This window comes from Enterococcus sp. AZ140, assembly GCF_051714405.1.
In the GTDB taxonomy this organism is placed as follows: Bacteria; Bacillota; Bacilli; order Lactobacillales; family Enterococcaceae; genus Enterococcus_B; species Enterococcus_B pernyi.
Genome location: NZ_JBIORU010000001.1, coordinates 2,055,556 through 2,078,809 on the forward strand (window position 1 = coordinate 2,055,556; position 23,254 = coordinate 2,078,809).

The window sequence follows — 23,254 nt, forward strand, 5'->3', positions numbered from 1 at the left end:
TATCATATTCAATTTTCATAATGTTTACAACACTTCGTTATTTTATTTGTGGATTATTTTAGGTAAAACACATTGTTTTTACATTTATTTTTCATTTTATCCTCTAATACCTAATCTAAAGGCGCACAAACAAGAAGTATTTTCTAACTATTTTGGAATTTTCAGAACAATTAAAATCTTCCAGTTATTTTAATCACAGAAAAACCACAGTCCTCAAATAAATGATTTCTGTGGTTTAACGGTGCTTTTTTGACTATTTATTTGACTTTTTTGACAGATAGCCCACGCATGGCGTTTAAAACTGCTATCAGGGTCACACCCACATCGGCAAAGACTGCATTTCCCATAGAAGCAAAGCCAATAGCTCCGAGAACCAATACGATTACTTTTACTCCGATAGCAAACGCAATATTTTGCTTGACGATTTTCAGCGTTTTTCTTGAAATTTGAATCGCCTCCGCAAGTTTTGATGGCTCATCGTTCATGATGACGACATCGGCTGCTTCAATGGCTGCATCACTGCCTAAACCACCCATGGCGATTCCCACATCTGCTCGAGCTAATACCGGTGCATCATTGATCCCATCACCGACAAAGGCAGTTTTCTGAGTCGTTTCCCTCATCAATGCTTCTAATTTTTCTACCTTATCTTCTGGAAGCAGTTCACTATAGACTGTATCGACTCCAACCTCTTTTGCGACTTGTTCCGCAATCTTTTGGGCATCACCAGTCAACATCACTGTCTTTTTGACGCCGACTTTTTTCAATATCTCGATAGCAAATGTTGCATCTGGTTTGATCGTATCCGCAATAACTAAATAGCCCATGAGCTGACTGTCGATCGCTAAATAGATCAATGTTCCTATTTCATGATTCTCTGGTTGCTCGACTCCATAGCGAGCCAATAATTTTTGATTTCCGACAAGTACCTCTTGTCCCTTGACCTGTGCGTTGATTCCTTCTCCAGCGATTTCTGCAGGTTCTTCAATTTCATATAACGGGCCACTGTAGGTATCCATGACCGCCTTGGCGATTGGATGTGTCGATACATTTTCTAGACTCGCCACATATTTCATAAATGCTTTCTCGTCAATGGTAGAAACAACTTTTTGTACGGCAAAATCACCCTTGGTCAGGGTACCTGTTTTGTCAAATACCACTGTTTCTGTACGAGCTAAAAGTTCTAGATAATTTCCACCTTTGACAAGTATCCCTTGTTTACTCGCTCCACCGATTCCTCCGAAAAAGCTAAGCGGAACAGAAATGACCAATGCACATGGACAAGAGATCACTAGAAATGTCAATGCTCGATAGATCCATTCAGAAAAATCTCCTCCATAAAGTAAGGGTGGGACAGTTGCTAAAAGAACAGCTAAAGCAACGACGATCGGCGTATAGTAACGAGCAAATTTAGTGATGAATTTTTCAGCAGGTGCCTTTTTACTACTTGCTGTCTCCACTAGTTCTAATAATTTGCTGATGGTCGAATTTTCATAGTTCTTTTTTACTTCGATGGTTAAAGGATGGGTCTTATTGATAAAACCACTTAATACATTTTCACCACTCATCACTTCTTTAGGCAATGATTCTCCTGTTAATGCAGAAGTATCAACGAGAGATTGTCCCTTCAAAATCGTTCCGTCCAAAGGAATTCTTTCACCTGGTTTGACCATGACCGCCTCACCGATCTGCACTTCTTCTGGTAGCTTATTTACCAAGCCGGTTTCATTGATCACATGAGCAACTTCCGGTCGGATCGCCAGCAACTCACGAATTGACCGACGAGACTGATCGACCGCAAAATGTTGGAAATACTCACCGATCTGATAAAACAACATCACAGCAACTGCTTCTGGATATTCGCCGATCATCATCGCACCGATAGTTGCAATCGACATCAAAAAGTTTTCGTCAAACACTTGTCCTTTACGAATATTGAGGATTGCTTGCTTGATGACATCAAAGCCAATGAGAACAAAAATGGCGAGAAAAGTAATGAAACGAATAGGCTCAGCAGGCTTCCATAAAAACAATAAAAGTAAACTAAGTGACGCTATGATGATACGTAACAACGCTGTTTTATTTTCTTTTTCTGGTTCATGATTTTCACTTATCTGGTTTTTCACTTCGATTACTTTGACCTCTGGTTCTAATCGATGGATTTCTTCTGTTGCTTGCTTTTCAATCGCTTCAATGACCGCTTTGTCTGCATCGATCATCATTTTTCCAGTCGCAAAATTGACTGATGCTTCTTTTACGCCAGGTATTGCTTGTACTTTTTTTTCGATTTTCATCGCACAATTTGCGCAATCTAATCCTTCTAATTGATAACTTTTCATTTCAAGTCCCTCCTCACTAAACATATGACTATCTCTTCATAAGTTATTATACATGAATGATTGTTCATATGTCAAATCATAGTAATAACAGCTCATGATTGAATTATCGTTCGAGAGAATCATTATTTCTGCAAGGTGTAAAAGAAGGTGCTTATGTAAAAGTGACGAATGATAAACTTTTACAATAGAAAATAAAGGAGGTAATACATGATTGATTTCAACGATCAATACCATATACTAGCTATGGCTTTACGACTAGGAAAAGCTGCCAACTTCAAAGCAGTCGGAAAGAAAGGAAAAGAAAATTATCAATTTTTATTTTCAAAATTGATTAAAATGATCGAAAATGATCAAGACTCCTTTTTTATTGAAACAGATAAAAAAAATGACTTGATACACTCTTTTAAACAGACCATTGACTATTATGATGGAAAAAAAAGAAGAGATATTCAGCACATCATTGAAAATTTAAGAGAGGATGACCCAACTAGCTTCGTCATCATCCCCTCTTACTCTACTACTACAAGATTATTTCATGATCACATATATAGCTTGATCATTCACAAAAATAAGGACTACATTGTTACTAAGATCAATAAATTAGAGTCAATGACTACGAACTTCCAGCTTAAAATTGATGAAAAAAATTTAAATAAGCTTAGCGATATTCTTTATTGTTCTAAGTTTGAGTATCGAAAGACGAGAATATCTGTAGATATATTCTCAACACTAAAAAAGATAGCTGTTGAAAAACCCTCTGCTTTACATGTGGAAATGCGTGGTTATCCAGGTGTTACAAATTGCCCGATACTTGAACCGTTAACAGCATTAAAATGGACTGTGTACAATTGCAATAAGCCAATTTCATCTGCCGAAATCAAGGAGAAGAAAGTGATCAATCCAAAACTATGGCCTTCAAAAGAGCTTCGGATGCGATTTTATCAAACGTTCTTAACCGATAATGAGCAACATAATCAACAATTTTCTATATTATGGCATTATTACATCATGCGAAAAGCAGAAACTCAATTAGTTGATAAAGAATACATAGGAAAGATCCGCTATCTTTCTATTAAATATTTAAATAAAGTCTTAAATGATCCAGCCGTTCCAATAGAATTTAAGAGAAATCAAACAAATGAAGCAAGTCAACAAAATTATAAAGTATTTCATTCAAGGTCAAAAAAATTGGAAACGTTACACACAAAAATTAGTCATATAACCAATAAAAAGAACATAGCAACTGATAGATCTCAACATAAAAACGCTGAGAATTCTCAAGATTTTACACTAAGTAATAGGATTGCTTCTACTTCATCAGCTAATGTTACCTACATGAGTTTTCTCTCAAAAAAAGAGCGCCAAGTGTGTTCAATACAAAGGTAACTGTTTTCCTACGGAATTGAAATAAAGCGAAAAACAGTTGCCAAGTAAATTTATCCTATCCTTTCTATAGTGGGATCACTTCACAAAAATAAAAAATAAGGAGAGTTATTATGCTTGATTTTGATGGACAATACCACCAATTGGCACTTGCTTTAAGATTAGGAAATGCAGCAGCTTTTGAAGTGGTCGGTTCAGATGGAAAAAAGAATTACCAATTTTTATTCTCTCGATTTATCAAAATGATCGAAAATGATGAGGACGGCACTTTGATCGATCACCCTAGAAAATCCCTAGTAATCCAGTCTTTAGCACGTACCATAACCTATTATGAAATGAAAAAACCGACAGAATTAGAAGCGGAAATCAGAAATATGAAAAGGAATGATCCAGCAAGTTTTATGATTATTCCCTCATACACCGTAAGTCCTTCTTCTCATCATAATCATATTTATACTTTGATCATCTACAAGCAAGAACATGACTATCTTGTCGCTAAAATAGATAAATTTTCGGCTAATACAAACATGGGTAATCATTTATCAACTATCCCAGCAGATCATTTGGAAAAATTAAGCAAAATACTTTTTGCAACAAAACTCGAACACCATAGCGAGTCTAAGATCAATATCATTGATGCAATCAACCAACTATCAGAAACGCCACCAAAGAACCTTGATTTTGACATGAGAGAATATGCGCTAGTCCCTGTTTGTCCTATCTTAGAACCACTTACTACCTTTCGAAGTGCCCTTTATCATTGCCAAAAGGCTACATTCACTCCACCATTTGCTGAAGGCAAAGTAAAACCAAAATTTTGTTCATCAATGGTATTTCGCAAGCGTTTCTATCAGACTTTTCTAGGTGAAAATACAAAGCATAATGAAAAATTTTCCCAGTTATGGAAACATTACGAACAGCGAAAAAACATCACTGGTCTAAAAGAAACTATCTCCAGAGATGATTTCGTCGATATTTCGGATGATTTCGTAAAGAAAGTCTACGAAGATCCTAAAACACCTAAAAAATTTGTCAAAAATCAATCCGTCGAGGTCGCGCCATATTATTATCATGTTTTTTATGATGATTCCAGACGATTGAAACGATTGGATGCTCATATCAACGCAATCATCGATGGAACAGATCAACCATTTAAAGAGGGATTTCGACAAAAAGTAAAAGCTAAGAGCCAGCGGTTTGGGGGAACAGTCAAAACAGTCAAAGATAGGATTTTTTCTGATAGACAGACCTCTAAAAGTAACGCCACAGACGTACCACTTCCAACTTCTCCAACACAAACGTCCTTTACACAAACAAATTTTAATCATCGCGTAGTAGACGCAACCAACAAATCGAATTTTTTGAGTAAGCACATACCTAAAAAACATACAGATATCATTCGCTAAGTGTAAAAAAAGTAACTCTTTGGACAGACAACCAACTGTGCAAGAGAGTTACTTTTATATTTAGTGACTATTTAAACGATTTCTGCCCCAAATGGCATCAACGCTAGGCGTGCTAGTTTGAAGGATTGCTTTGCGAAAGGAATACCAATGATCGTGATACAAAGTAAAATCCCACTGATGACATGACCTAAAGCAATCGGCAAACCTGACACGATCAACCAAATGATATTGACGATCAAAGACACGCCATTGTTTGTATAAATGACTTCTTTTCCAAAGGGCGCAAACGATAAAGAAGCTAGTTTGAAACATTGTAGCCCGACCGGAATACCAACAATTGTGATACACCATAATACACCTGCTACCGTCCAACTAAGTCCGCCGAGTAAACCACCAAAAATAAACCAAATAATGTTTCCAATACAACTCATTGTTTCTTTCTCCATTCTAACGAGAGTCTTACTTTAAAACCCATTGAAATCGACTCTCTTGATTTTACGTTTTTTTGCTTCTAGTAACCACTGCTCCATAAACTGAGCGGCTACTGTTCTTTCTTGATCAACTGCCACAAAAATCGTTTGAACCAGTTCACCTGATTGCTGATCTGCTTCAGTCGTTTCGATTTGTCTCGCTTGTCCAAAAGCGAAAATCATTTGTTTTTCTGCGTCATCTTGTGCTGCTATAAACGATATATTCAATGGATCGTTTATATCTGGCAGCGTTAGTTCCTCCAAGAATCGATTTTCTTGTTGCCTGATCAACGTATTGATCATCGGTAGATCTGCTTCGGTTGCTGGGCGAATGATCATTCAAACCACTCTTTTCTTTTTTTGACCGTTTCTATCCAAATATTGGCAATCGTTTCATGACCCAGTAGTGTCGGATGGACACCATCGTCCCCTGTATATTTCTCATAGCCATATGAGATGCCTAAAGAATTCAACGTTCCATCTAACGGGACAAAAACTGCTTGATATTCTTTTGCTAGTTGACGAATCAAGTGGATCTTTGGATCAAGATCACTACGCCAACTTCTCCGATCGTCAGGCTCTGGCAAAACAAATGGTTCCATCAAGACGATTTTTTTGATGCCACTTTCCACTAAACGATCAAGTAAATACCGATAATCGGCTTCAAAACGCTCAAAAGATTCTTTTGTCGCAAATGCTGCAGGCTCGCCTACATTGTGCCATGTATCATTGATACCAATCAAAATCGAGACCATATCAGGTTTCAAATCGATGCAGTCTGCTTGCCAGCGCTTCTTTAGGTCTGCTAACTTGTTCCCGCCGATTCCGCGATTGACGAATGTCCACGTGTTTTCTGGATCACTCGCAGCCAATTTTGCCGCTGTTAACAGTGCATAGCCCTGACCGAGATCGTCAGTTCCTCTACCCGCATCTGTGATACTATCTCCAATGAATAAAAGTCGTTGTTCCATCACACACCCTACTTTCCTTGCCACTTTTACGTTATTATCCCACACACATCTAGCCAAAGAAAGAAGGAATTGGAACAATAGTGATTTTATAATAACTTCTTAAAAAAAATGCGTTCCACGAAAATGCGATGAACGATTTTCGTGGAACGCGTCTTATTTCTTATGGGTAAATACGATTTAACAAACGTGGGAATGGAATTGCTTCACGTACATGATCGATCCCTGAGATCCAAGTCACTGTACGTTCTAAGCCTAAGCCGAAACCAGAATGTGGAACAGATCCGTATTTACGTAGATCTAGGTACCATGAGTATTCTTTTTCGTCTAAGCCATGATTCTTGATTTGTTCAAGTAAGAAATCATAGTCAGTCGCACGTTCACTTCCGCCGATGATCTCGCCATATCCTTCAGGTGCGATCATATCTGCACAAATCACGACATCTTCTCTTGTTGGATGTGGTTTCATGTAGAATGGTTTGATTGCTTTTGGATAGTTCAAGATAAAGACTGGTTGTTCAAATGAGTTCGCAATGAACGTTTCGTGCGGTGAACCGAAATCATCGCCCCACTCGATATCGTCAAAACCATTTTTCTTCAATAATTCGATGGCATCATCATACGTGATACGTGGGAAAGGTAATTTAGTATAAGTTTTCAATACTTCTTTATCACGTTCTAAGACGTCTAAAGCATACTCGCAATTATCTAATACACTTTGAACTAAGAAAGCAACATATTGTTCTTGTACTTCTAAGCTTTCTTCTTGATGCGTGAACGCCATTTCAGGTTCGATCATCCAAAATTCGATCAAATGACGACGTGTTTTTGATTTTTCAGCACGGAAAGTTGGTCCAAATGAAAATACTTTACCAAATGCCATTGCAGCAGCTTCCATGTACAATTGACCACTTTGTGACAGATATGCTTTTTGATCAAAGTAGTTTGTCTCAAATAGATCGGTGGTTCCTTCTGGGGCAGAGCCAGTCAAGATCGGTGGATCGATTTTAACGAATTGGTTGTTGTTGAAAAATTCGTAGGTTGCACGGATGATTTCATTTCGAATCTGCATCACTGCATGTTGGCGTGAAGAGCGTAACCATAAATGACGATGATCCATCAAGAAATCTGTTCCATGTTCTTTTGGTGTGATTGGATAATCATGACTTTCACTCACTACTTCAATGTTCGTGATCCCGATTTCATAGCCAAATTTAGAACGGCTATCTTCACGAATCTCACCTGTCACAAGGATCGATGTTTCTTGAGAAAGATTTTTTGCCATTTGGAAAACTTCCTCAGGCACTTCGCTTTTTACGACAACTCCTTGGAAGAATGCTGTCCCATCTCGCAATTGTAAAAAGGCGATTTTCCCACTTGAACGCTTATTAGCGACCCAAGCACCGATCGTTACTGTTTCGCCTACATGTTTTTTTGAATCGATGATTTGAATTTGTTCCACGTAAAATTCTCCTTTGTCCTATAATAATTTCTATTCGTTTTGACTTTTACTCTCAATAAAACGTTGGATTCGTCGGATTCCTTCTTCTAACGTTGCTAGATTCGCCGCATAACTCAAACGAACATTTTCCGGTGCGCCGAAACCTTCACCTGTAACTAGAGCAACCCCTGCTTCTTCTAGTAGATCTTCGACCCACGGCGTCACTTGTTCATAGCCACATATCGCTAACGTTTCTTTCACATTCGGAAACAAGTAAAATGCGCCTTGTGGTCTTTTGACCGACACCCCAGGCAAATCAGCAACAAGCGGAAATACGATGTCTAGACGTTCTTCAAATGCTTTGCGCATCTCTTCAACGGTATCTTGTTCCCCTTGTAATGCTTCAACAGCCGCATATTGACTGACTGCAGTTGGGTTACTAGTTGATTGTGATGCAATCGCAATCATCCCATCAATGATTTTTTGATCGCCGACCGCGTATCCGATACGCCAGCCTGTCATTGCATAGGTTTTTGATACACCGTTGATGATTATCGTCTGTTCACGTATTGCTTTTGAAATCGTTGCAATTGGAGTAAACTCATTGTCATTATAAACTAATCGGCCATAAATATCATCAGCAACTATTAAAATATCGTTTTTTACTGCCCATTCACCTATAACTTGTAGTTCTTCTTTTGTATAGATCATCCCCGTCGGATTAGAAGGAGAATTGATAATGACTGCTTTTGTCTTGGAAGAACGTGCTTGTTCCAATTGTTCGAGGGTCACTTTGAAATCATTGACTTCTTGACCAGTGACAAAAACAGGGACACCTTCTGCTAACTTGACTTGTTCACCATAGCTCACCCAGTAAGGTACTGGAATGATGACTTCATCTTTTGGATCTAGGATTGTTTGGAATAAGGCATAGAGGGCAAATTTCGCCCCGTCTGTCACAATCGTCTGAGAAGCATCGTAAGTCAAGCCATAATAGGTTTCCAGATACGAAACGATTGCCTGTCTTAATTCTGGAATACCCGCTGTTGGCGTATAATAGCTTGCTTTTCCATTCTTGATGGCTGCGATCGCTGCTTCTTGGATATTTTCAGGTGTAGCAAAATCAGGCTCTCCTACGGTCAAACTGATAATGTCTTTCCCTTGTGCTTTCAATGCCTTCGCTTTTGCTGCAGTTGCTAGTGTTACGGAAGGCTCTAAGCGTTCCACTCTTTTTGACTGTTTCATCCAATCTATCCTTTCATCCGTCTTTTCTATATCCCGCTGATGACTTTGACTTCCTCTCCCGTTTCAAAAGAAAGTAAATAATAATTCAACTGATCATCAGAGGTTTTGGTCATGACTTCCCATACTGGTTCATCTTTGTACATCCCTAAAGAAGCTTTTTCCACTTGTTGATCGGGATGTTTCTGGCTGATTTCTTGGCGGGCAGCTTCTTCGGTCAATCCTGCTTTTTGCTCTAATACTTTTACTCGCTCACCCGATTTAGGAATGATCACTGCAATATCTTGCCCTTTATCATTTTGACCTGTTAATGAAAAATAAGTGGCTTCTCGAGTAAACCAATAGAATTGGTCCACTTCCTCAAGATTTGCATATTGTTCAGCTAGTTTTGTCGCTTCTTGTTTTGCTTGCGTCATTGGGCGTGTCGCGCGCAGATAAAAAATAGTACTGATCACGATTACTGCCAATAAAGCGATGATCAAGCCCAACAATACGCGATTGATCGTATGTTCTTTGTTTGTCTGATTCTTCAAGGACTGTCGCTCCTTCTTTTTTCATTGATGTCCATTATAACAGATTTCGAGGTAAAAATAGTCCTCGATCATGGCTTAATTTCTTCGTTTTTGTTTAAGAAATCATGGATGTCCTCACAAATTTTTTCAAAAGGTGCCTCTTGGACAGGCATCTTTTTAGGCAAGGCATGAATGATCCTCGCGCCATATTTTGCGGTCACCAATCGTCGATCTAAAATCAGCAAGACACCTTTGTCCGTTTCCGAACGGATCAAACGACCTAAAGCTTGTCTGACCTTCAGTGCTGCCTTTGGTAAGGATTCTTGATAAAAAGGATTGATGCCTTCCGATTCTAAATACGCATTTCTCGCTTTGACCATTGGACGTTGTGGATGATCGAATGGAAGCCGTGTAATGACGACTAGTTGTAAGGCATCTCCTGGCAGGTCGACACCTTCCCAAAAACTATCTGCACCGAATAGTACGCTCATATCAGAAAGAACAAAGCGTTTCAATAGTTTCTCCCGACTGCCACCGATTCCTTGAGCTAAAATCTCTCTTCCTTGTTCAAGCATCGTCAAATGCATCCGTTGATACACCTTTTGTAAAATATCATGAGAGGTAAATAAAACCAAGATCGGTCTTTTTTCTTGTCTGATCAACTGGTATAACACATCCGTTAGATAGTCGACATACGCTGTACCACTTAATTGATTGATCTCTGGTGCTTCTTTTGGCACGAAGATCCGCGCTTGTTTTTCGTAATCATAAGGAGAGGCAATGACTTTCAGCGGAGTACCTTCAATTCCTAATCGTTTTGCTAAGTATTGACGATCTGGCCCTACTTTCAATGTCCCGCCTATATATAAAATCCGTTCATAGCGCTGATACCAAACTGTATTTGGGATCAGTGCAGCAGTGAAATCATGGAGATGGAACATCGTCTGCTGTGGTGTGGCTCCTGGAACGAACCAATGGACTAAACTTTCTTGCCAATTCTCCAACCATTCTTCCATAAAACTAGCTTGTTGATCTAAACGATCAAACAAAGCATACAGACTTGCAAGATCGACCCGCATTTGCTTCGTCCAACTTTCTTGAAGCACTTCCAATCCCGAACGAATCCTGTGTTGCAATTCCTTTATTTCTTGGTAAAAAAGATGAAGATGGTCAATGGCTGTAATTGCCTCAAAAGATAATTTATCCATGTCTTCTTTCGTGATCATGACTTCTTCCGGGTAAGTTTGTCTTTTTTGTTGAGGGACAATCTCCAGTAACCCTTCAGCTAAGCAAAGCTGTGCTTCACGAAGCGCGGACAACTCTTCTTTGTAGATATCAAGCCAACGCTGCCCCTCATGATTGGCTGGCAGATAGCCTTTGAAGCAATCGAACAAGCGGTCAGGCTCTTCGAATAATTGCACTTCCTTGTTAAAATAGCTCAAACTGAATCGTTGATCATTGACTTTTTCAGCAATTTCAGGCAAATGGTGCGCCTCATCGATCAATAAATAAGGACTTTCAGGCAACAACGGTGTCTTTCTTTGCGTTTCTTGGACTAAGAAAGCATGGTTGACGATCAAGAAATTGCTTTGCTTGATTTGTCGATGCAAAAATCGAATAAAATCTTGTTCATAAAATGCTTGTTTTTTTGCTAAAAAATCAAGCCCCCGATGGGAAACATCTGTAAAAAAGGCATGATTCAAATTCGTTAGATGCAACTCGTCTAAATCCCCTGTTTTCGTCTGTGTCAACCAGACAAGAACCGTCATTTGGTAGAGTGCATACTGCTTTTGCTCCTTCGGCTCAAGGAGTGTAGCTTTAAACCGTTGCAAATCGAGATAATGGCGGTAGCTTTTGATAATCGTTGCTTGGATCGGTTGGTCGAATAATTGATTCAACAAAGGAATATCTTTTTCCATGATCTGCTCTTGTAAAACAAGTGAGACCGTACTGATCACTGCCGGCTTCTCCGGTGTAGCTAGATAGCTAAGAGGCAATAGATAGCCGATCGTCTTGCCCATACCAGTCGCAGCTTCGATCATCAAATTTTTGGATTCATCTTTGGTAAAATGATCATAAACGACATTCATCAAACGATTTTGTTCCTTACGATACATCAATGTTTTCCCAAATATTTTTTCTTTCGCTTGTTTTTTTCTTGGATAATCTTTATGACCATAGTAGACTTCTGAAAATAATTCGACTTCTTTTTTTTGTAAGGCGATTCCCTCGATGATTTCCAGTTCGTCCGATAAAGGTGGTGGCTGCTTTCTCAACTCATTAGTGATTTGTTCGATGAATAACTTGGTATCCATCCCTGTATGATTGCTCAGTTTCACGATTTGTTCAAGTGTCACTAAAGGTAAGCGGCGCATCCGTTCTTCGATCAGTAAGAGCAGTTGGGCTGTCACTTCTGCATCGCTATCAGCCTGATGGGGATTATCGTGGATAAAACCCAGACTTTCAGATAAATCAGCTAAACGAAAGCTTGGTTCGGTCGGTAAAAATATCTGTGCCAACTCGACCGTATCGATTCCCGGAATCTTTAATTTGGGTACACCACACCGAATCAATTCATGGTTCAAAAACTGATAATCGAAATAAATATTATGCGCCACGAAGATGGTATCCGCTAGAAGGTTGTAAATCGTTTGTGCTACATCTTCAAAATAGGGTGAACGATGGACACGTTGATTGGTGATCCCTGTCAAATGCTGGATCTGTTTTGAGATTTTTCGCCCAGGGTTGATATCCATCGAATAACGAGAGGTGATCCGCCCATCTTCGATCATGACACATCCAAATTGGATAATGCGATCTTCTTTTGGATTTGTCCCAGTCGTTTCAATATCGACGACTGCATAAGTTTTCGGTTTCAACATATCTTCCTCTTCTCTTCCCTCTAGTCTTCTTTTGAAATTATACTACAAAACACTTGAAAATTCTTAGGAAATCAACCTAATGTATACGTCTGTAGTTATCTCTGTTACTGAAAGAAGTAGTAAGTTCACGTCCTACCACCTTATCTCGTTATCTTTTATCCACCTAACCTGAGAGATGTTCTTAGGTGAAGACGGTCAGAGAATATTATAAGAAAACACAAAAAAGCCCAGAACGCTAGGAACTAGCAGACTGAGCTTTTATTTAGTAGTGGGTTAATTAAGCTTTAACAACGTTAGTTGCTTGAGGGCCACGTTGACCTTCTTCAACATCGAAGTTTACTGTTTGGCCTTCTTCTAAAGTTTTGAATCCATCACCTTGGATAGCTGAGAAATGAACGAATACATCGTTGCCGTTTTCTGCTGTAATGAAACCGAAACCTTTTTCTGAGTTAAACCATTTCACTGTACCTGTTTCCATAATAAAAATCCTCCTTGTGTATCAAACACATATTTTGCAATTACTTGAATGGTGAATATCTGGAAGATGTTTATTTGAAACAAACTACCAAGATTACCGAACAAAAACTACATAGTTATTGTAGCACATTAATTACAGTTTAGCTAGTAAATTTTCGAATTTTTTTATTTTTTTTTCATTCTTTTGCTTATTTCTCCAAAGAAAACGAACGTTTTTAATTCCCGCTTAAAAAAAATTCAGTTTTCAGTTAGGTGATCTTCTCACCTTTCTTCTTTGAGAAATAAGAAAAAGCCACGAAATCAAGTAAATGATCTGCATGGCTTTTCCTTTCTTATAAACGGATTATCCATCGTTTCTAGGTACTGTTCCTAGAGACTAATAACGCAATATCGCGGTCAAGCTCTTTTCGTCAGGCGCATCTTTTTGATCCAAGATAAAGACTTGTCCGCCATTGGTGATTACGTCGTCAGCTAGTTGATTCAACACTTGTCGACGGTCGTACTCTGTTTCTGGGTCTTCACCAAAACCGTCAGCGAGATTAGAGGTTGCGATAAATAAGTGAGAAATCTTTCCCTCTTTCGCTGCTGGCACGATGTCCACTAGTTGATCCAAGAATTTTTTATCTAGCAGTTGATTGTAGCTACTTGCTTCCTTCGCTGCTAATTCTTCCGACAGTTTCTTCGCACCTGCTTCAATATCTTTTAAAGATAATTGGGCAGGTGAAGCTGAGATCGCCACATCTGAACGGTAATAAGGGTTTTTCGCCACTTTTTTGAACATTGTTTGATTTTCAGGTAAAGCATACAAGTACACAGGCCATTTTTCAGGATTATCCAAGCTGTCTTTGAGAAATTCATCGACCGCTTGATAATAGTTGATCCAGTCAATTTCAACTTCTTCATCCTTAGGGTTAACTCCATGGAAAGTTGAACCTTCACTTCCGTTTGACGAGTAGTTGATCCCTCCGCCTGTCAGCTCAGATCCTAAAGCTGTCACCACATCTGTAGGTGCTCCTTCGGGTAGATCAACTTCTTTTACTTGTTTGTTGCTTACTTCGTAAAGCTTCATTGAATCACGATTCAATCCCAGTAAATAATACGAGTAGTTAAAATGTCCATTTTTAATGATCGCTAATAAATAAGGTAGGTCACTTACATAATATTGATCATCTACTGCAATGCTCAAACGATGAACAATGGTACTTTCAGGAGACAAGATCACCGCGACACTCGCAGTGGCACTGCGCCAAAATGAAGCATCTTCTAGTAGTTGATCGATTTTTTTTTGAAAATTCGACCAATCATGCTCCTCATATTTCTTTTCAAAACGTTTTTTTGCTTCTTTTGCAAAGTTCTTGAATTTGATCTGATCTTTTTCCACATCTTGATGTGCAACGTGAGTGTTTAGCATAATAGTAATAAATGGTCCTTTGACACCTGCTGAAGTCAGTTGTGACAGTAACTCTCTATCCTTTTTCGCCATAAACGTACCCCTCCTAAAAATCATTTCTTCAATACTACTAACTAAAGTCTACCACAACCATTTTTATCCATAAAACAAAATGGTCCCTAGACAAAAAATCGTTTACAATCCCATCTCTGATTAAGGATTGTTTTCTTCAACTATTCTTCAAAATTTCATCAATGATTCGTTACATTTCACAGCGAAATTATTCATACCTAACTGATAACATAGAGAAAAGTAGAAATCGAGGTGTTTATATGCAATTATTGATGATATTTAGTTTACTATGTATGACTGCTCTATTTGTATTCACTGCCTTTCGTCTAAATGAACCCGAGGCTCAACCTGTACGAGTCAAAAAGAATCAACGCTAACTATCCTCTTGTGTTCGTTTGGTTTATCTAAAGTTTTTTTCAGAAAGATTGAAACTACGCACACTCTCTGATAAAATTTTAATTTGTAGCAAATCAAATTAGAAAACAAGGAGATTGGACATGGGCACTAAGAAAAAACATTTCGCTTTACTGTTGGCAACGCTTCTTTTGACGTTAGGATCATTCTTGCCAACTTTATCCGTACAGGCCGATGAAGCATTTTCTGTGAATTCCCAAGCAGCATTTGCTGTGGACGCAACAAGCGGAAAAATTTTATACGACCAAGACGGAGAAAAAACAATGGGGATCGCGTCAATCTCAAAAATCATCGGGTTGTACATCGTACTTGACCAAGTCAAAGAAGGAAAATTATCCTGGGATGATGAAGTGGCAATCTCCGATTATGCTGAAACCTTGAGTATTGCACCTAATTTATCGAATGTTCCCTTACATAAGGAGAATACCTATACTGTAAAAGAACTTTTTGACTCTGCTTTTATCCAATCAGCCAATGCATCAATGGTCGCTTTAGCTGAAAAGATCTCTGGCAGCGAAACAGCCTTTCTGACTGTCATGAATGACCAGTTAAAAGAATGGGGCATTGAAAATGCAACGATCGTCAATGTTTCTGGCTTGAACAACGTGTACCTCGGCGCAAATCGTCCAGAAGGTACTGGCGAGGCAGATGAAAATCAAATGTCCGCAAAAGACGTAGCGATCATCGCACGTCATCTGTTACTTGATTTTCCCGAGGTACTAGAAGTGACGAGCACTGCAACAAAAATGTTTGGTGAAAATACACAATCACCGGTGGAAATGGTCAATTGGAATTGGATGCTTCCAGGTTTTATCAACTTCAAAGAAGGCGTTGATGGTCTAAAAACTGGAACGACTGATTTTGCTGGGGCTTGTTTTGTCGGTACCATCGAAAGAGACGGCAAACGAATCATTACAGTAGTATTGAATGCGGAAGGCCATGAGTTAAATCCAAGCGTTCGGTTCACCGAAACGGCTCGCTTGATGGATTATTGCTATGATAACTGGTCAGTCAAAGAAATCGGTAAAGCAAACGCAAGCATTCCTTCACTCAAATCGATCGATGTGAAAAACGGAAAAGAAACTTCTGTCAATGTCGTACTAAAAAGCCCAGTCAGTGTCTGGGTCAGAAATGATATGGATACGGGTCAATTGACGATCACACCTAAGATCGATGAGACAAAAGTAAAGGATAATGAACTTGAAGCACCGATCGTTAGAGGCACAAAGGTTGGAACAGCCACTATCACTTTAGCTGATGATCAATTAGGTTACTTAGAAGATGGTGCCTCTCCAAGCACAGACATCATCACTGCTAGTTCGGTTGAAAAAGCGAATATCTTTGTGATTGGCTGGCGCAATGTCACTAATTTTTTCAGTAATCTATTCTAAATAAACATTCCAAATAGTTACATCCACTCCTTACCCAAACAGTAAATGCTGGCTCTTCTTCACGAATTGACGAGACGCCATCAACCTTTACTGTTTGGGTATTTTTCTGCTTCTTACAGAAAATAAATGTATTTTCTATTTTTTCTTTTTTTATAACAGCATTTTTACAAATTTTTCGTTATACTGTATATGGTAGATTGTTACTTGTAGGGTTGGTCTATGAGGGGCGAGTAACACTATCAGTTCGTGTTGAATAATCATCACTACTGTTATCCATCTGTTCTCCATTCGCAGTGATGACTACACGATTAGAAAAAGGAGTTGGTCATATGAATTTAACAAGAGATTTGATTTTTTCGATTCTCTATATTTTAGGGATGGTTGGGATCATCACCTGGCGTAGGAAACAAAAAGATCCAGCATTATTCTTTTATTGTGGTACTTGGACATTCGCATTGATGCTTACGTATTTCATTGTATTAGAGATCTTTTATGCGAGTTTTTATTTCTTGATCCCTCTCGCTTTTTTCAGTATCTTTGCTTTTTTTTACTTTACCGAAAAAAGGCGACTACTGAATGGTTTGATATTCAATTTATTTTTGATTAGTTTTGGCACTTATTTATTACTTTTGCTTTTTGAGACCCAGAATATCTTTATTGGTGGTATTTTTGCTTTGATTGCGGTACCAGTTCTATTGATTTTACTATTTGGTGTGTATATTTTAGTCGTCTTTCTCATTTGGAATGGCATCATCGTCTTAAAAAGAGAATCACGTTCGTTAGCCAATCTTTTGACTTTGCTATTAGGGATTGCCTTGACGCTTTATTTAATAGCCACTGTATTTCTAATCAATTACTTGCCGGCGTGGGTCAATGTGCTATTTTCCGGTATAGCAGTCATTTTGATTTATCTGTTCATTGTCTTTTATAATTTTATGACTGTCTCTTTCTTGTATCAGTTCAACCGACCACGTTACAACCAGAATTATATTATTGTGCTAGGAGCAGGTCTGATCAACGGGGAACGTGTCTCTCCTCTTTTAGCCAAACGGATCGATAAAGCGATCGCTTTTTATTGGGCACAAAGTCATGCTACGCTAAATCCTCCGATTCTTTTGATGTCTGGTGGTCAAGGTGCGGATGAAAAATTACCAGAAGCAATCGCCATGAAAAACTATGCTTTGGAAAAAGGGATTCCCGAGCGAGACATTTTAGTTGAAACAAATTCAACAACCACATTAGAAAATATGCGTTTCTCCAAAGAATTGATGGATCGTGAATCTGGCGGTGGCGCTTATCGTGCGATTTTCAGTTCCAATAATTACCATATTTTCCGTGCGGGACTCTTTGCGAAGCAAGCACAGTTAAAAGCTAATGGTATTGGTGCAAAAACAGCCTTTTATTATTTGCCGAATGCTTTTCTTAGAGAATATATTGCCATCTTGATGTTGCACAAAAAACGGCATATGGTCGTGTGTGGTACTATCTTTGGACTGACTGGTTTATTAGCTTTGATCACACTTATCGCCTAAAAAAAGAAGTTGCGCTTCATGCAACTTCTTTTTTTCTTTCAATCAGTAGACTATTCTCTATGATCTTTATTCATTGGTAAAAATAAAATTCCCTTTTTGATCACTACTTTTTGTGCGGAGTAGATTCCGTTATTTCCCGAACACATGAAACTGATCAAACAAATCATAAAAAAGAAACTAGCTGCTTCTCCTCCAAATAATTCGATCCCCATGACAAAACATGCAATTGGTGTATTCGTCGCTCCAGAAAACACGCCAATAAATCCTAATGCAGCTAGAAACGGAATCGAAACATGTAAGAGTGGTGCTAAAGTTGCCCCTAGAGTTGCGCCAATCTCAAATAAAGGGGTCACTTCCCCACCTTGATAGCCGGCGCCTAAAGAAAGGACAGTAAATCCTAACTTACCGATAAAATCATAGGCGTGTGCCTTTCCGGCAAAAGCATCCTGCAATAAAGGCAAGCTAAGTCCTAAATAGCGTTGTGTTTGTAAAATCAGTGCAACTACTACGACAATTCCTCCACCTATAAAATTTCTAGTGATTGGATTTTTGAACCATTTCATATACGACTTTTTCAAAAAGACGATTGAACGACTAAAGACCCAACCAATAATCCCAAAAGCGATACCTGCCACCATCAACTTGCCAAATAGTGCAGGACTCCACCCTGGAATTTCCCCCATCTTATAATGGATATGTGTGACACCAATGCTTTCCGTTACGAAGTTAGCAAATAAAGCAGCAAAAAAACTGGGAAAGATCGCTTCTGTTCTCATTTTACCGATTGCTAGTACTTCAAGTCCGAACAATGTGCCTGCTAAAGGTGTCCCAAACACTGAACTAAATCCTGCACTGATCCCGCTGATGATCAGCACCTCTCGCTCGATAGGACTCAATTTTAATCCCCTTGCTAGATTTTCTGCTAAAGCGCCACCCATTTGGACTGCTGTTCCTTCTCGACCGACAGAACCGCCAAAAAGATGTGTCGTGATCGTACCGAAAAGCGTTAAAGGAATCAATCGGAGCGGGATTTTTTCTTCCCCGCCATTTCCTTGATCGATAACCAGATTATTCCCACGACTAGCATTTCCACCGTAACGTTGATAAAGAAACGCAAATAATGCCCCACTGACTGGTAATAGATACAATAACCAAGTATGTGCTTCTCGTAAATTCGTCACCACGGTTAAGCTATTTAGAAAAAAAGCGGAAAGTCCTCCCATTAGTATACCTAAACAAGCAGTGATCACTAACCACTTCACCATATATGTTCCTACTTTGAATGGACTAAGTAAACGTTGATCCATTTTTCTATTCCTCCCCACAAAAAAAGCCTACTAAAAAAACGGATTTTCCGATTTTTAGTAGGCGTCATTAGTCATCTATCGATCGACATTTAAAGGCGAACACCATCACCTATTCATTTACAAAAAGTCTATCATAAATTCCCAAGAAAAACAATGGCGCTATTTTTCTTTCTTCACGATGTCTGTAAATTCATAGAATGGTGCCAGCTTTACTAGTTGTTGATTGCACTGATCACTATCATGACAAATGTAATTTCCTTTTTTAGTATACGTGCCATCTGATCCTGATTTGGTCGTGGAAAGAAACATCGAAACACTCGAAGTCTTATGGCAAATCGCGCAGACTCCTTTGATGATCGTCGGCGAAAGTGTGCCATGAACACCTTGTAGCCGCTCATCTGCATAATAGAGCAGATATTTCTTCTGTGTTCCTGGATCATTCCAGCCTACATAAGTATGCTCTTTAAGATCCAATGTTTGCCAATCTGGGTGTTTCAACTTTTTCACTTTTCGGAATATTTTTTCCACTTGGATTTTTGATGGTTGCTTGAATGGCGCAACATGTTCTTTTAAACGTTCGAGCAATTCTGTCGCTTTTTCTTTTTTCAAGTTTGTATCCATAACTTGCTTCACAAATGGTTCAAGTAAGGCGATTACTTGTGGATCATTTTCTACTACCTCATTGATTCGTTCTGTGGCTAATGCTTGGACAGTTGCAACAGTTTTTTTATCATTCACTGAATGATAGACATTTAACAGTTGCTCGATTTCCCGTTTGATAAAGAAATATTGATACGTTTTGATTGTTATTTCCATGATTTTGAGTCCTTTCTTCTTTCAAAAGTAGCTCCTTTGAAGAAAAAAGAGTCCTTCAACAAAGTAAGCTTAAAAACTGAAGTCCTTGAACTCTGCTAAATAAGATACGTATGGCATCTTATCATCACCCCCTTTATGCTTTTTTCATCTATGTACATTCACCTAATAAAGAGTTAACCTTATAAATCTTGTTTCGTCAACTACTTTCCCACAAAAAAAACAGTCAAAGGATTCCCATGATCGGGACCTTCAACTGTTTTCGTTCGGCTGGTCAAATAGTTAGATCGACTGTTTTTTTCCAAAATATCGTTGCCATTTTTGTTTCATTGTATCCGTTACTGGTTGCGCCGCTTCTTTCACTGCACAATACTTGTCAACAAATGTCACAATATAGCTTTCTTTGTATTTTGGTGGAGCGATCGTTGCTCCCCACATATGTTTCAAGATGATGTCGCGCTCTAAATCAGAAAGTTCAGTAATCTTTTCTGCATTTTTCACAGCGATCCTAGGATGCACATACGCATGTGTTCCTTCATCAAATTTTGTCGTACGCCAGTCATAATAGAATAGGTCATGTAAAAGTCCTGCACGCGCAGTAGCTCTTGCATCTCCACCCCATTTTTTTGCTAATTTGTAACTATGATAAGAAACACTGATCGAGTGTTCTAATCTTGTCGAATGTACATGTTGAATATAATCAGCTAATTTTTGTACTGCTTCTGTTTCTAATAGATCTTCGATATAAGACATGTATTCTTCGTCTTCACGCCATTTTTCTGTCATAATTTTCGATCTGCCACCTTTTTGAATTTCATTTATCGTTGAAATTGTACATAGTATATCATTCATGTTCGGAATATTCTAGTGAGGTTGACTAAAAATCCAAAAAGCTTAATAGTTCCTTAATCAAGAAGAAAGATGATACAACAATATGCCCGTAGCTACGCCGACATTCAATGACTCAGCATGGCCATTCATTGGGATATAGATGTTTTTATCAGTTAACGCCAATAACTCTGACCGTACACCTTGCCCTTCATTTCCCATAATGATCGCATAATTTTTTGTTGGTACGACGGTTGGAAGAGAAACAGCTTCTTCGTTGAGTTCTGTACCATAAATCGCAAATCCTTTTTCTTTCAATTCAGGAATGAGTGCGTCTAACTCTTGTGAGATAACTGGTAAATGGTAATTGCTTCCCTGCATACTTCTTAAAACTTTGGTGCTATAAATATCAGCTGAGCCTTTCCCTAAGATCACACCTGCTAAACCAAACGCATCTGCTGTTCGGATCATCGTTCCGACATTTCCAGGATCTTGGACATTGTCTAAAAGCAACCAGCCTCCTGTATTGACTGACACTTGACTAACTTCTAACGGCATCACTGCTACGATTCCTTGTGGTGTCGGAAGATCAGAGATCACCGCCATCACCTCATCAGTGACTAAAAAGCAATCCAATGCGTGTTGTTCGACCCATGTCCCCCATTCTGACCAGCCTCTTTCTGTCAGAAAGATCTCTTTAGGCTTGAATTTGGCATTCACAGCTTCTTCGATCAAGTGGAACCCTTCAAGCAGGTATTCCTGTCCTTCTTCGCGGTGCTTCTTTTTATGTAATTTTTTTAATTCTTTGATTCTAGGATTTTTTGCTGATTGAATTTTTTTCACGTTTTCCACCTCACTTCATTATAGCATGGAATCAATCGTTGGGCTTGTTAGTTTTAGAAAAAATCGTTATCATAAATTTATCAAATAGAGGAAAGAGTGGTGCTTCAAATGAAAAAAGTTAAAATGAATGTTCAAGGGCGTGTCCAAGGTGTTGGTTTTCGTTATATGACAAAAATGGTGGCTGATCAATTGGGCGTGACCGGAACAGTTAAAAACGAAGATGATGGTTCTGTGACGATCGAAGCCGCTGGTGAGGAGGAAACTATCGATCAGTTCATCAAAGAAGTCAAGCAATCACCTAGCCCCAGTGGTCGTGTCCAATATGTCGACTTGCAAGAACATCCGATGATGGAAGAACGAAAGAAATTCGATGTGATCGGCTAACTTTTTCTTCTTGAACCACATATGAAGAAAGTCATTGTTGCCTTCTACTGGAAGATGATCTTCTCAATTGTCTGTTCTTTTACGTGCTCTTCCCTGTCCCTCGCATCATCTGCTAAACTTAAGGGGATTATTTGAATTTTCTATGAAGTTCATTGAATTATTCTCATATTTTTAGTATAGTTAAGCTTGTGTAAAAATTTTAAAAGAGGAAGTATTTTATGAATAAATGGAAAAATTGGTTACTAGGTTCTGGTCTTGTAACACTCTTACTTTTCTTATCTGGTTGTGTCAGAATGGATTCTGAAGGAAACCCTGATACATCTGGGATCGTCTATCGCGTATTAGTACATCCTATGGGACAAGCGATTACATATCTCGTACAGAATTTCAACTGGTCATACGGTTGGGCTGTTATCTTGATGACTGTGATCGTGCGAATCATCATTTTACCTTTAGGAATCAGTCAATCGAAAAAGACGATGATCCAATCTGAAAAAATGCAAGCATTGAAACCTCAAGTCAGTGCCGCCCAAGAAAAATTAAAAGCGGCAACGACCCGAGAAGAACAAATGGCTGCACAAGCAGAAATGCAACAAGTGTATCGCGAAAATGGGTTAAGTATGACTGGTGGAATCGGTTGTTTACCTTTATTGATCCAAATGCCGATCTTCTCAGCGCTGTACTTTACTGCTCGCTATACAGAAGGTATCCGTGAATCGACTTTTTATGGTATCGACTTAGGAAATCCAAGTTTAGTCTTAGTTGCGATTGCCGGGATTGCTTACCTTATTCAAGGGTACATCTCAACGATCGGTATTCCTGAAGAACAGAAAAAAACAATGCGTACGATGTTGATCGTTTCACCTGCGATGATCGTTTTCATGTCGATCAGTGCTCCTGCGGGAGTGACCCTTTACTGGGTAGTCGGTGGTATCTTTAGTTGTCTACAAACATTTATCACAAATGTGATCATGAAACCACGATTAAAAGCACAGGTCGCAGAAGAATTGAAACAAAATCCACCGAAACAAGTCGTGACACCTCGCAAAGATGTGACACCTGAAGAAACGACGAAAACAACAAAAAAAATCAATACACAAGCAACAAAGAAAAATGCTAACGGTCGAAATGCCGGTAAACAACAACGTAAAAAATAAAAG

General features: G+C 38.8%; 20 protein-coding genes and 1 riboswitch. Of the genes, 6 read left to right on the forward strand and 14 right to left on the reverse strand.

Going from position 1 to position 23,254, the window contains the following annotated elements; all coding sequences use genetic code 11:
* Window positions 1–257 precede the first annotated feature (257 nt).
* Window positions 258–2,339 (reverse strand): heavy metal translocating P-type ATPase, encoded by a 2,082-nt coding sequence (locus IGJ39_RS09415; protein ID WP_438764549.1) that lies wholly within the window; start codon window positions 2,337–2,339, stop codon window positions 258–260.
* 207 nt (window positions 2,340–2,546) lie between these two features.
* Between IGJ39_RS09415 and IGJ39_RS09420 the strand changes: the two genes are divergently transcribed.
* Window positions 2,547–3,725 (forward strand): hypothetical protein, encoded by a 1,179-nt coding sequence (locus tag IGJ39_RS09420; RefSeq protein WP_108146282.1) that lies wholly within the window; start codon window positions 2,547–2,549, stop codon window positions 3,723–3,725.
* A gap of 110 nt (window positions 3,726–3,835) precedes the next feature.
* Window positions 3,836–5,128, forward strand: coding sequence for a hypothetical protein (locus IGJ39_RS09425; RefSeq protein WP_108146283.1), 1,293 nt, complete (start codon window positions 3,836–3,838; stop codon window positions 5,126–5,128).
* Window positions 5,129–5,199: 71 nt separating this feature from the next.
* Here IGJ39_RS09425 and IGJ39_RS09430 read toward each other — a convergent pair whose 3' ends face one another.
* The 9 genes from IGJ39_RS09430 to IGJ39_RS09470 all read right to left on the reverse strand — a co-directional run bounded on the left by IGJ39_RS09430 (window position 5,200) and on the right by IGJ39_RS09470 (window position 14,603).
* A complete protein-coding gene (locus IGJ39_RS09430) occupies window positions 5,200–5,559 on the reverse strand; it encodes a YccF domain-containing protein (RefSeq protein WP_104776390.1) in 360 nt (119 codons plus the stop codon).
* Between the two features lie 33 nt (window positions 5,560–5,592).
* Window positions 5,593–5,937, reverse strand: coding sequence for a hypothetical protein (locus tag IGJ39_RS09435; protein ID WP_104776391.1), 345 nt, complete (start codon window positions 5,935–5,937; stop codon window positions 5,593–5,595).
* Window positions 5,934–6,569 (reverse strand): SGNH/GDSL hydrolase family protein, encoded by a 636-nt coding sequence (locus IGJ39_RS09440; protein WP_104776392.1) that lies wholly within the window; start codon window positions 6,567–6,569, stop codon window positions 5,934–5,936. Before IGJ39_RS09440 ends, IGJ39_RS09435 begins: the two co-directional genes overlap by 4 nt.
* Window positions 6,570–6,729: 160 nt before the next feature.
* Window positions 6,730–8,028: an asparagine--tRNA ligase gene (asnS, locus tag IGJ39_RS09445; protein WP_010734979.1), complete on the reverse strand. Its 1,299-nt coding sequence runs from the start codon at window positions 8,026–8,028 to the stop codon at window positions 6,730–6,732.
* Between the two features lie 30 nt (window positions 8,029–8,058).
* Window positions 8,059–9,252 (reverse strand): pyridoxal phosphate-dependent aminotransferase, encoded by a 1,194-nt coding sequence (locus IGJ39_RS09450; protein ID WP_062804936.1) that lies wholly within the window; start codon window positions 9,250–9,252, stop codon window positions 8,059–8,061.
* 26 nt (window positions 9,253–9,278) lie between these two features.
* Window positions 9,279–9,782: a cell wall elongation regulator TseB-like domain-containing protein gene (locus tag IGJ39_RS09455; protein ID WP_104776393.1), complete on the reverse strand. Its 504-nt coding sequence runs from the start codon at window positions 9,780–9,782 to the stop codon at window positions 9,279–9,281.
* Between the two features lie 68 nt (window positions 9,783–9,850).
* A complete protein-coding gene (locus IGJ39_RS09460) occupies window positions 9,851–12,640 on the reverse strand; it encodes a helicase C-terminal domain-containing protein (RefSeq protein WP_195273244.1) in 2,790 nt (929 codons plus the stop codon).
* A 280-nt stretch (window positions 12,641–12,920) separates the two neighbouring features.
* The gene (locus IGJ39_RS09465; RefSeq protein WP_005875554.1) at window positions 12,921–13,121 is read right to left on the reverse strand and encodes a cold-shock protein; all 201 of its coding nucleotides are present in this window, start codon (window positions 13,119–13,121) and stop codon (window positions 12,921–12,923) included.
* A 375-nt stretch (window positions 13,122–13,496) separates the two neighbouring features.
* Window positions 13,497–14,603 carry a baeRF6 domain-containing protein gene (locus tag IGJ39_RS09470; protein ID WP_438764552.1) on the reverse strand — a complete coding sequence of 369 codons (1,107 nt, stop codon included), beginning with the start codon at window positions 14,601–14,603 and terminating at the stop codon, window positions 13,497–13,499.
* Between the two features lie 476 nt (window positions 14,604–15,079).
* On the opposite strand from IGJ39_RS09470, the gene IGJ39_RS09475 reads away from it, so the two are divergent.
* Both IGJ39_RS09475 and IGJ39_RS09480 read left to right on the forward strand, forming a co-directional pair.
* Window positions 15,080–16,387: a serine hydrolase gene (locus tag IGJ39_RS09475; RefSeq protein WP_104776396.1), complete on the forward strand. Its 1,308-nt coding sequence runs from the start codon at window positions 15,080–15,082 to the stop codon at window positions 16,385–16,387.
* A gap of 329 nt (window positions 16,388–16,716) precedes the next feature.
* Entirely contained in the window at window positions 16,717–17,919 is a 1,203-nt protein-coding gene (locus IGJ39_RS09480; protein WP_019723698.1) for a YdcF family protein, read from the forward strand.
* A gap of 50 nt (window positions 17,920–17,969) precedes the next feature.
* On the opposite strand, the gene IGJ39_RS09485 is transcribed toward IGJ39_RS09480, so the two are convergent.
* The 4 genes from IGJ39_RS09485 to IGJ39_RS09500 form a co-directional block, all read right to left on the reverse strand.
* Window positions 17,970–19,226 (reverse strand): voltage-gated chloride channel family protein, encoded by a 1,257-nt coding sequence (locus tag IGJ39_RS09485; RefSeq protein WP_019723697.1) that lies wholly within the window; start codon window positions 19,224–19,226, stop codon window positions 17,970–17,972.
* A gap of 51 nt (window positions 19,227–19,277) precedes the next feature.
* Window positions 19,278–19,345: riboswitch (Fluoride riboswitch) on the reverse strand.
* Window positions 19,346–19,385: 40 nt separating this feature from the next.
* A complete protein-coding gene (locus IGJ39_RS09490) occupies window positions 19,386–20,042 on the reverse strand; it encodes a FusB/FusC family EF-G-binding protein (protein ID WP_019723696.1) in 657 nt (218 codons plus the stop codon).
* A 279-nt stretch (window positions 20,043–20,321) separates the two neighbouring features.
* The gene (locus tag IGJ39_RS09495) at window positions 20,322–20,825 is read right to left on the reverse strand and encodes an HD domain-containing protein (RefSeq protein WP_019723695.1); all 504 of its coding nucleotides are present in this window, start codon (window positions 20,823–20,825) and stop codon (window positions 20,322–20,324) included.
* Window positions 20,826–20,948: 123 nt separating this feature from the next.
* A complete protein-coding gene (locus tag IGJ39_RS09500) occupies window positions 20,949–21,710 on the reverse strand; it encodes a TrmH family RNA methyltransferase (RefSeq protein WP_019723694.1) in 762 nt (253 codons plus the stop codon).
* Between the two features lie 108 nt (window positions 21,711–21,818).
* On the opposite strand from IGJ39_RS09500, the gene IGJ39_RS09505 reads away from it, so the two are divergent.
* Together IGJ39_RS09505 and yidC are read left to right on the forward strand one after the other, a co-directional pair.
* Window positions 21,819–22,094: an acylphosphatase gene (locus tag IGJ39_RS09505; protein ID WP_019723693.1), complete on the forward strand. Its 276-nt coding sequence runs from the start codon at window positions 21,819–21,821 to the stop codon at window positions 22,092–22,094.
* 218 nt (window positions 22,095–22,312) lie between these two features.
* On the forward strand, window positions 22,313–23,251 hold the full coding sequence (yidC, locus tag IGJ39_RS09510) for a membrane protein insertase YidC (protein WP_019723692.1): 939 nt from the start codon (window positions 22,313–22,315) through the stop codon (window positions 23,249–23,251).
* Window positions 23,252–23,254 lie beyond the last annotated feature (3 nt).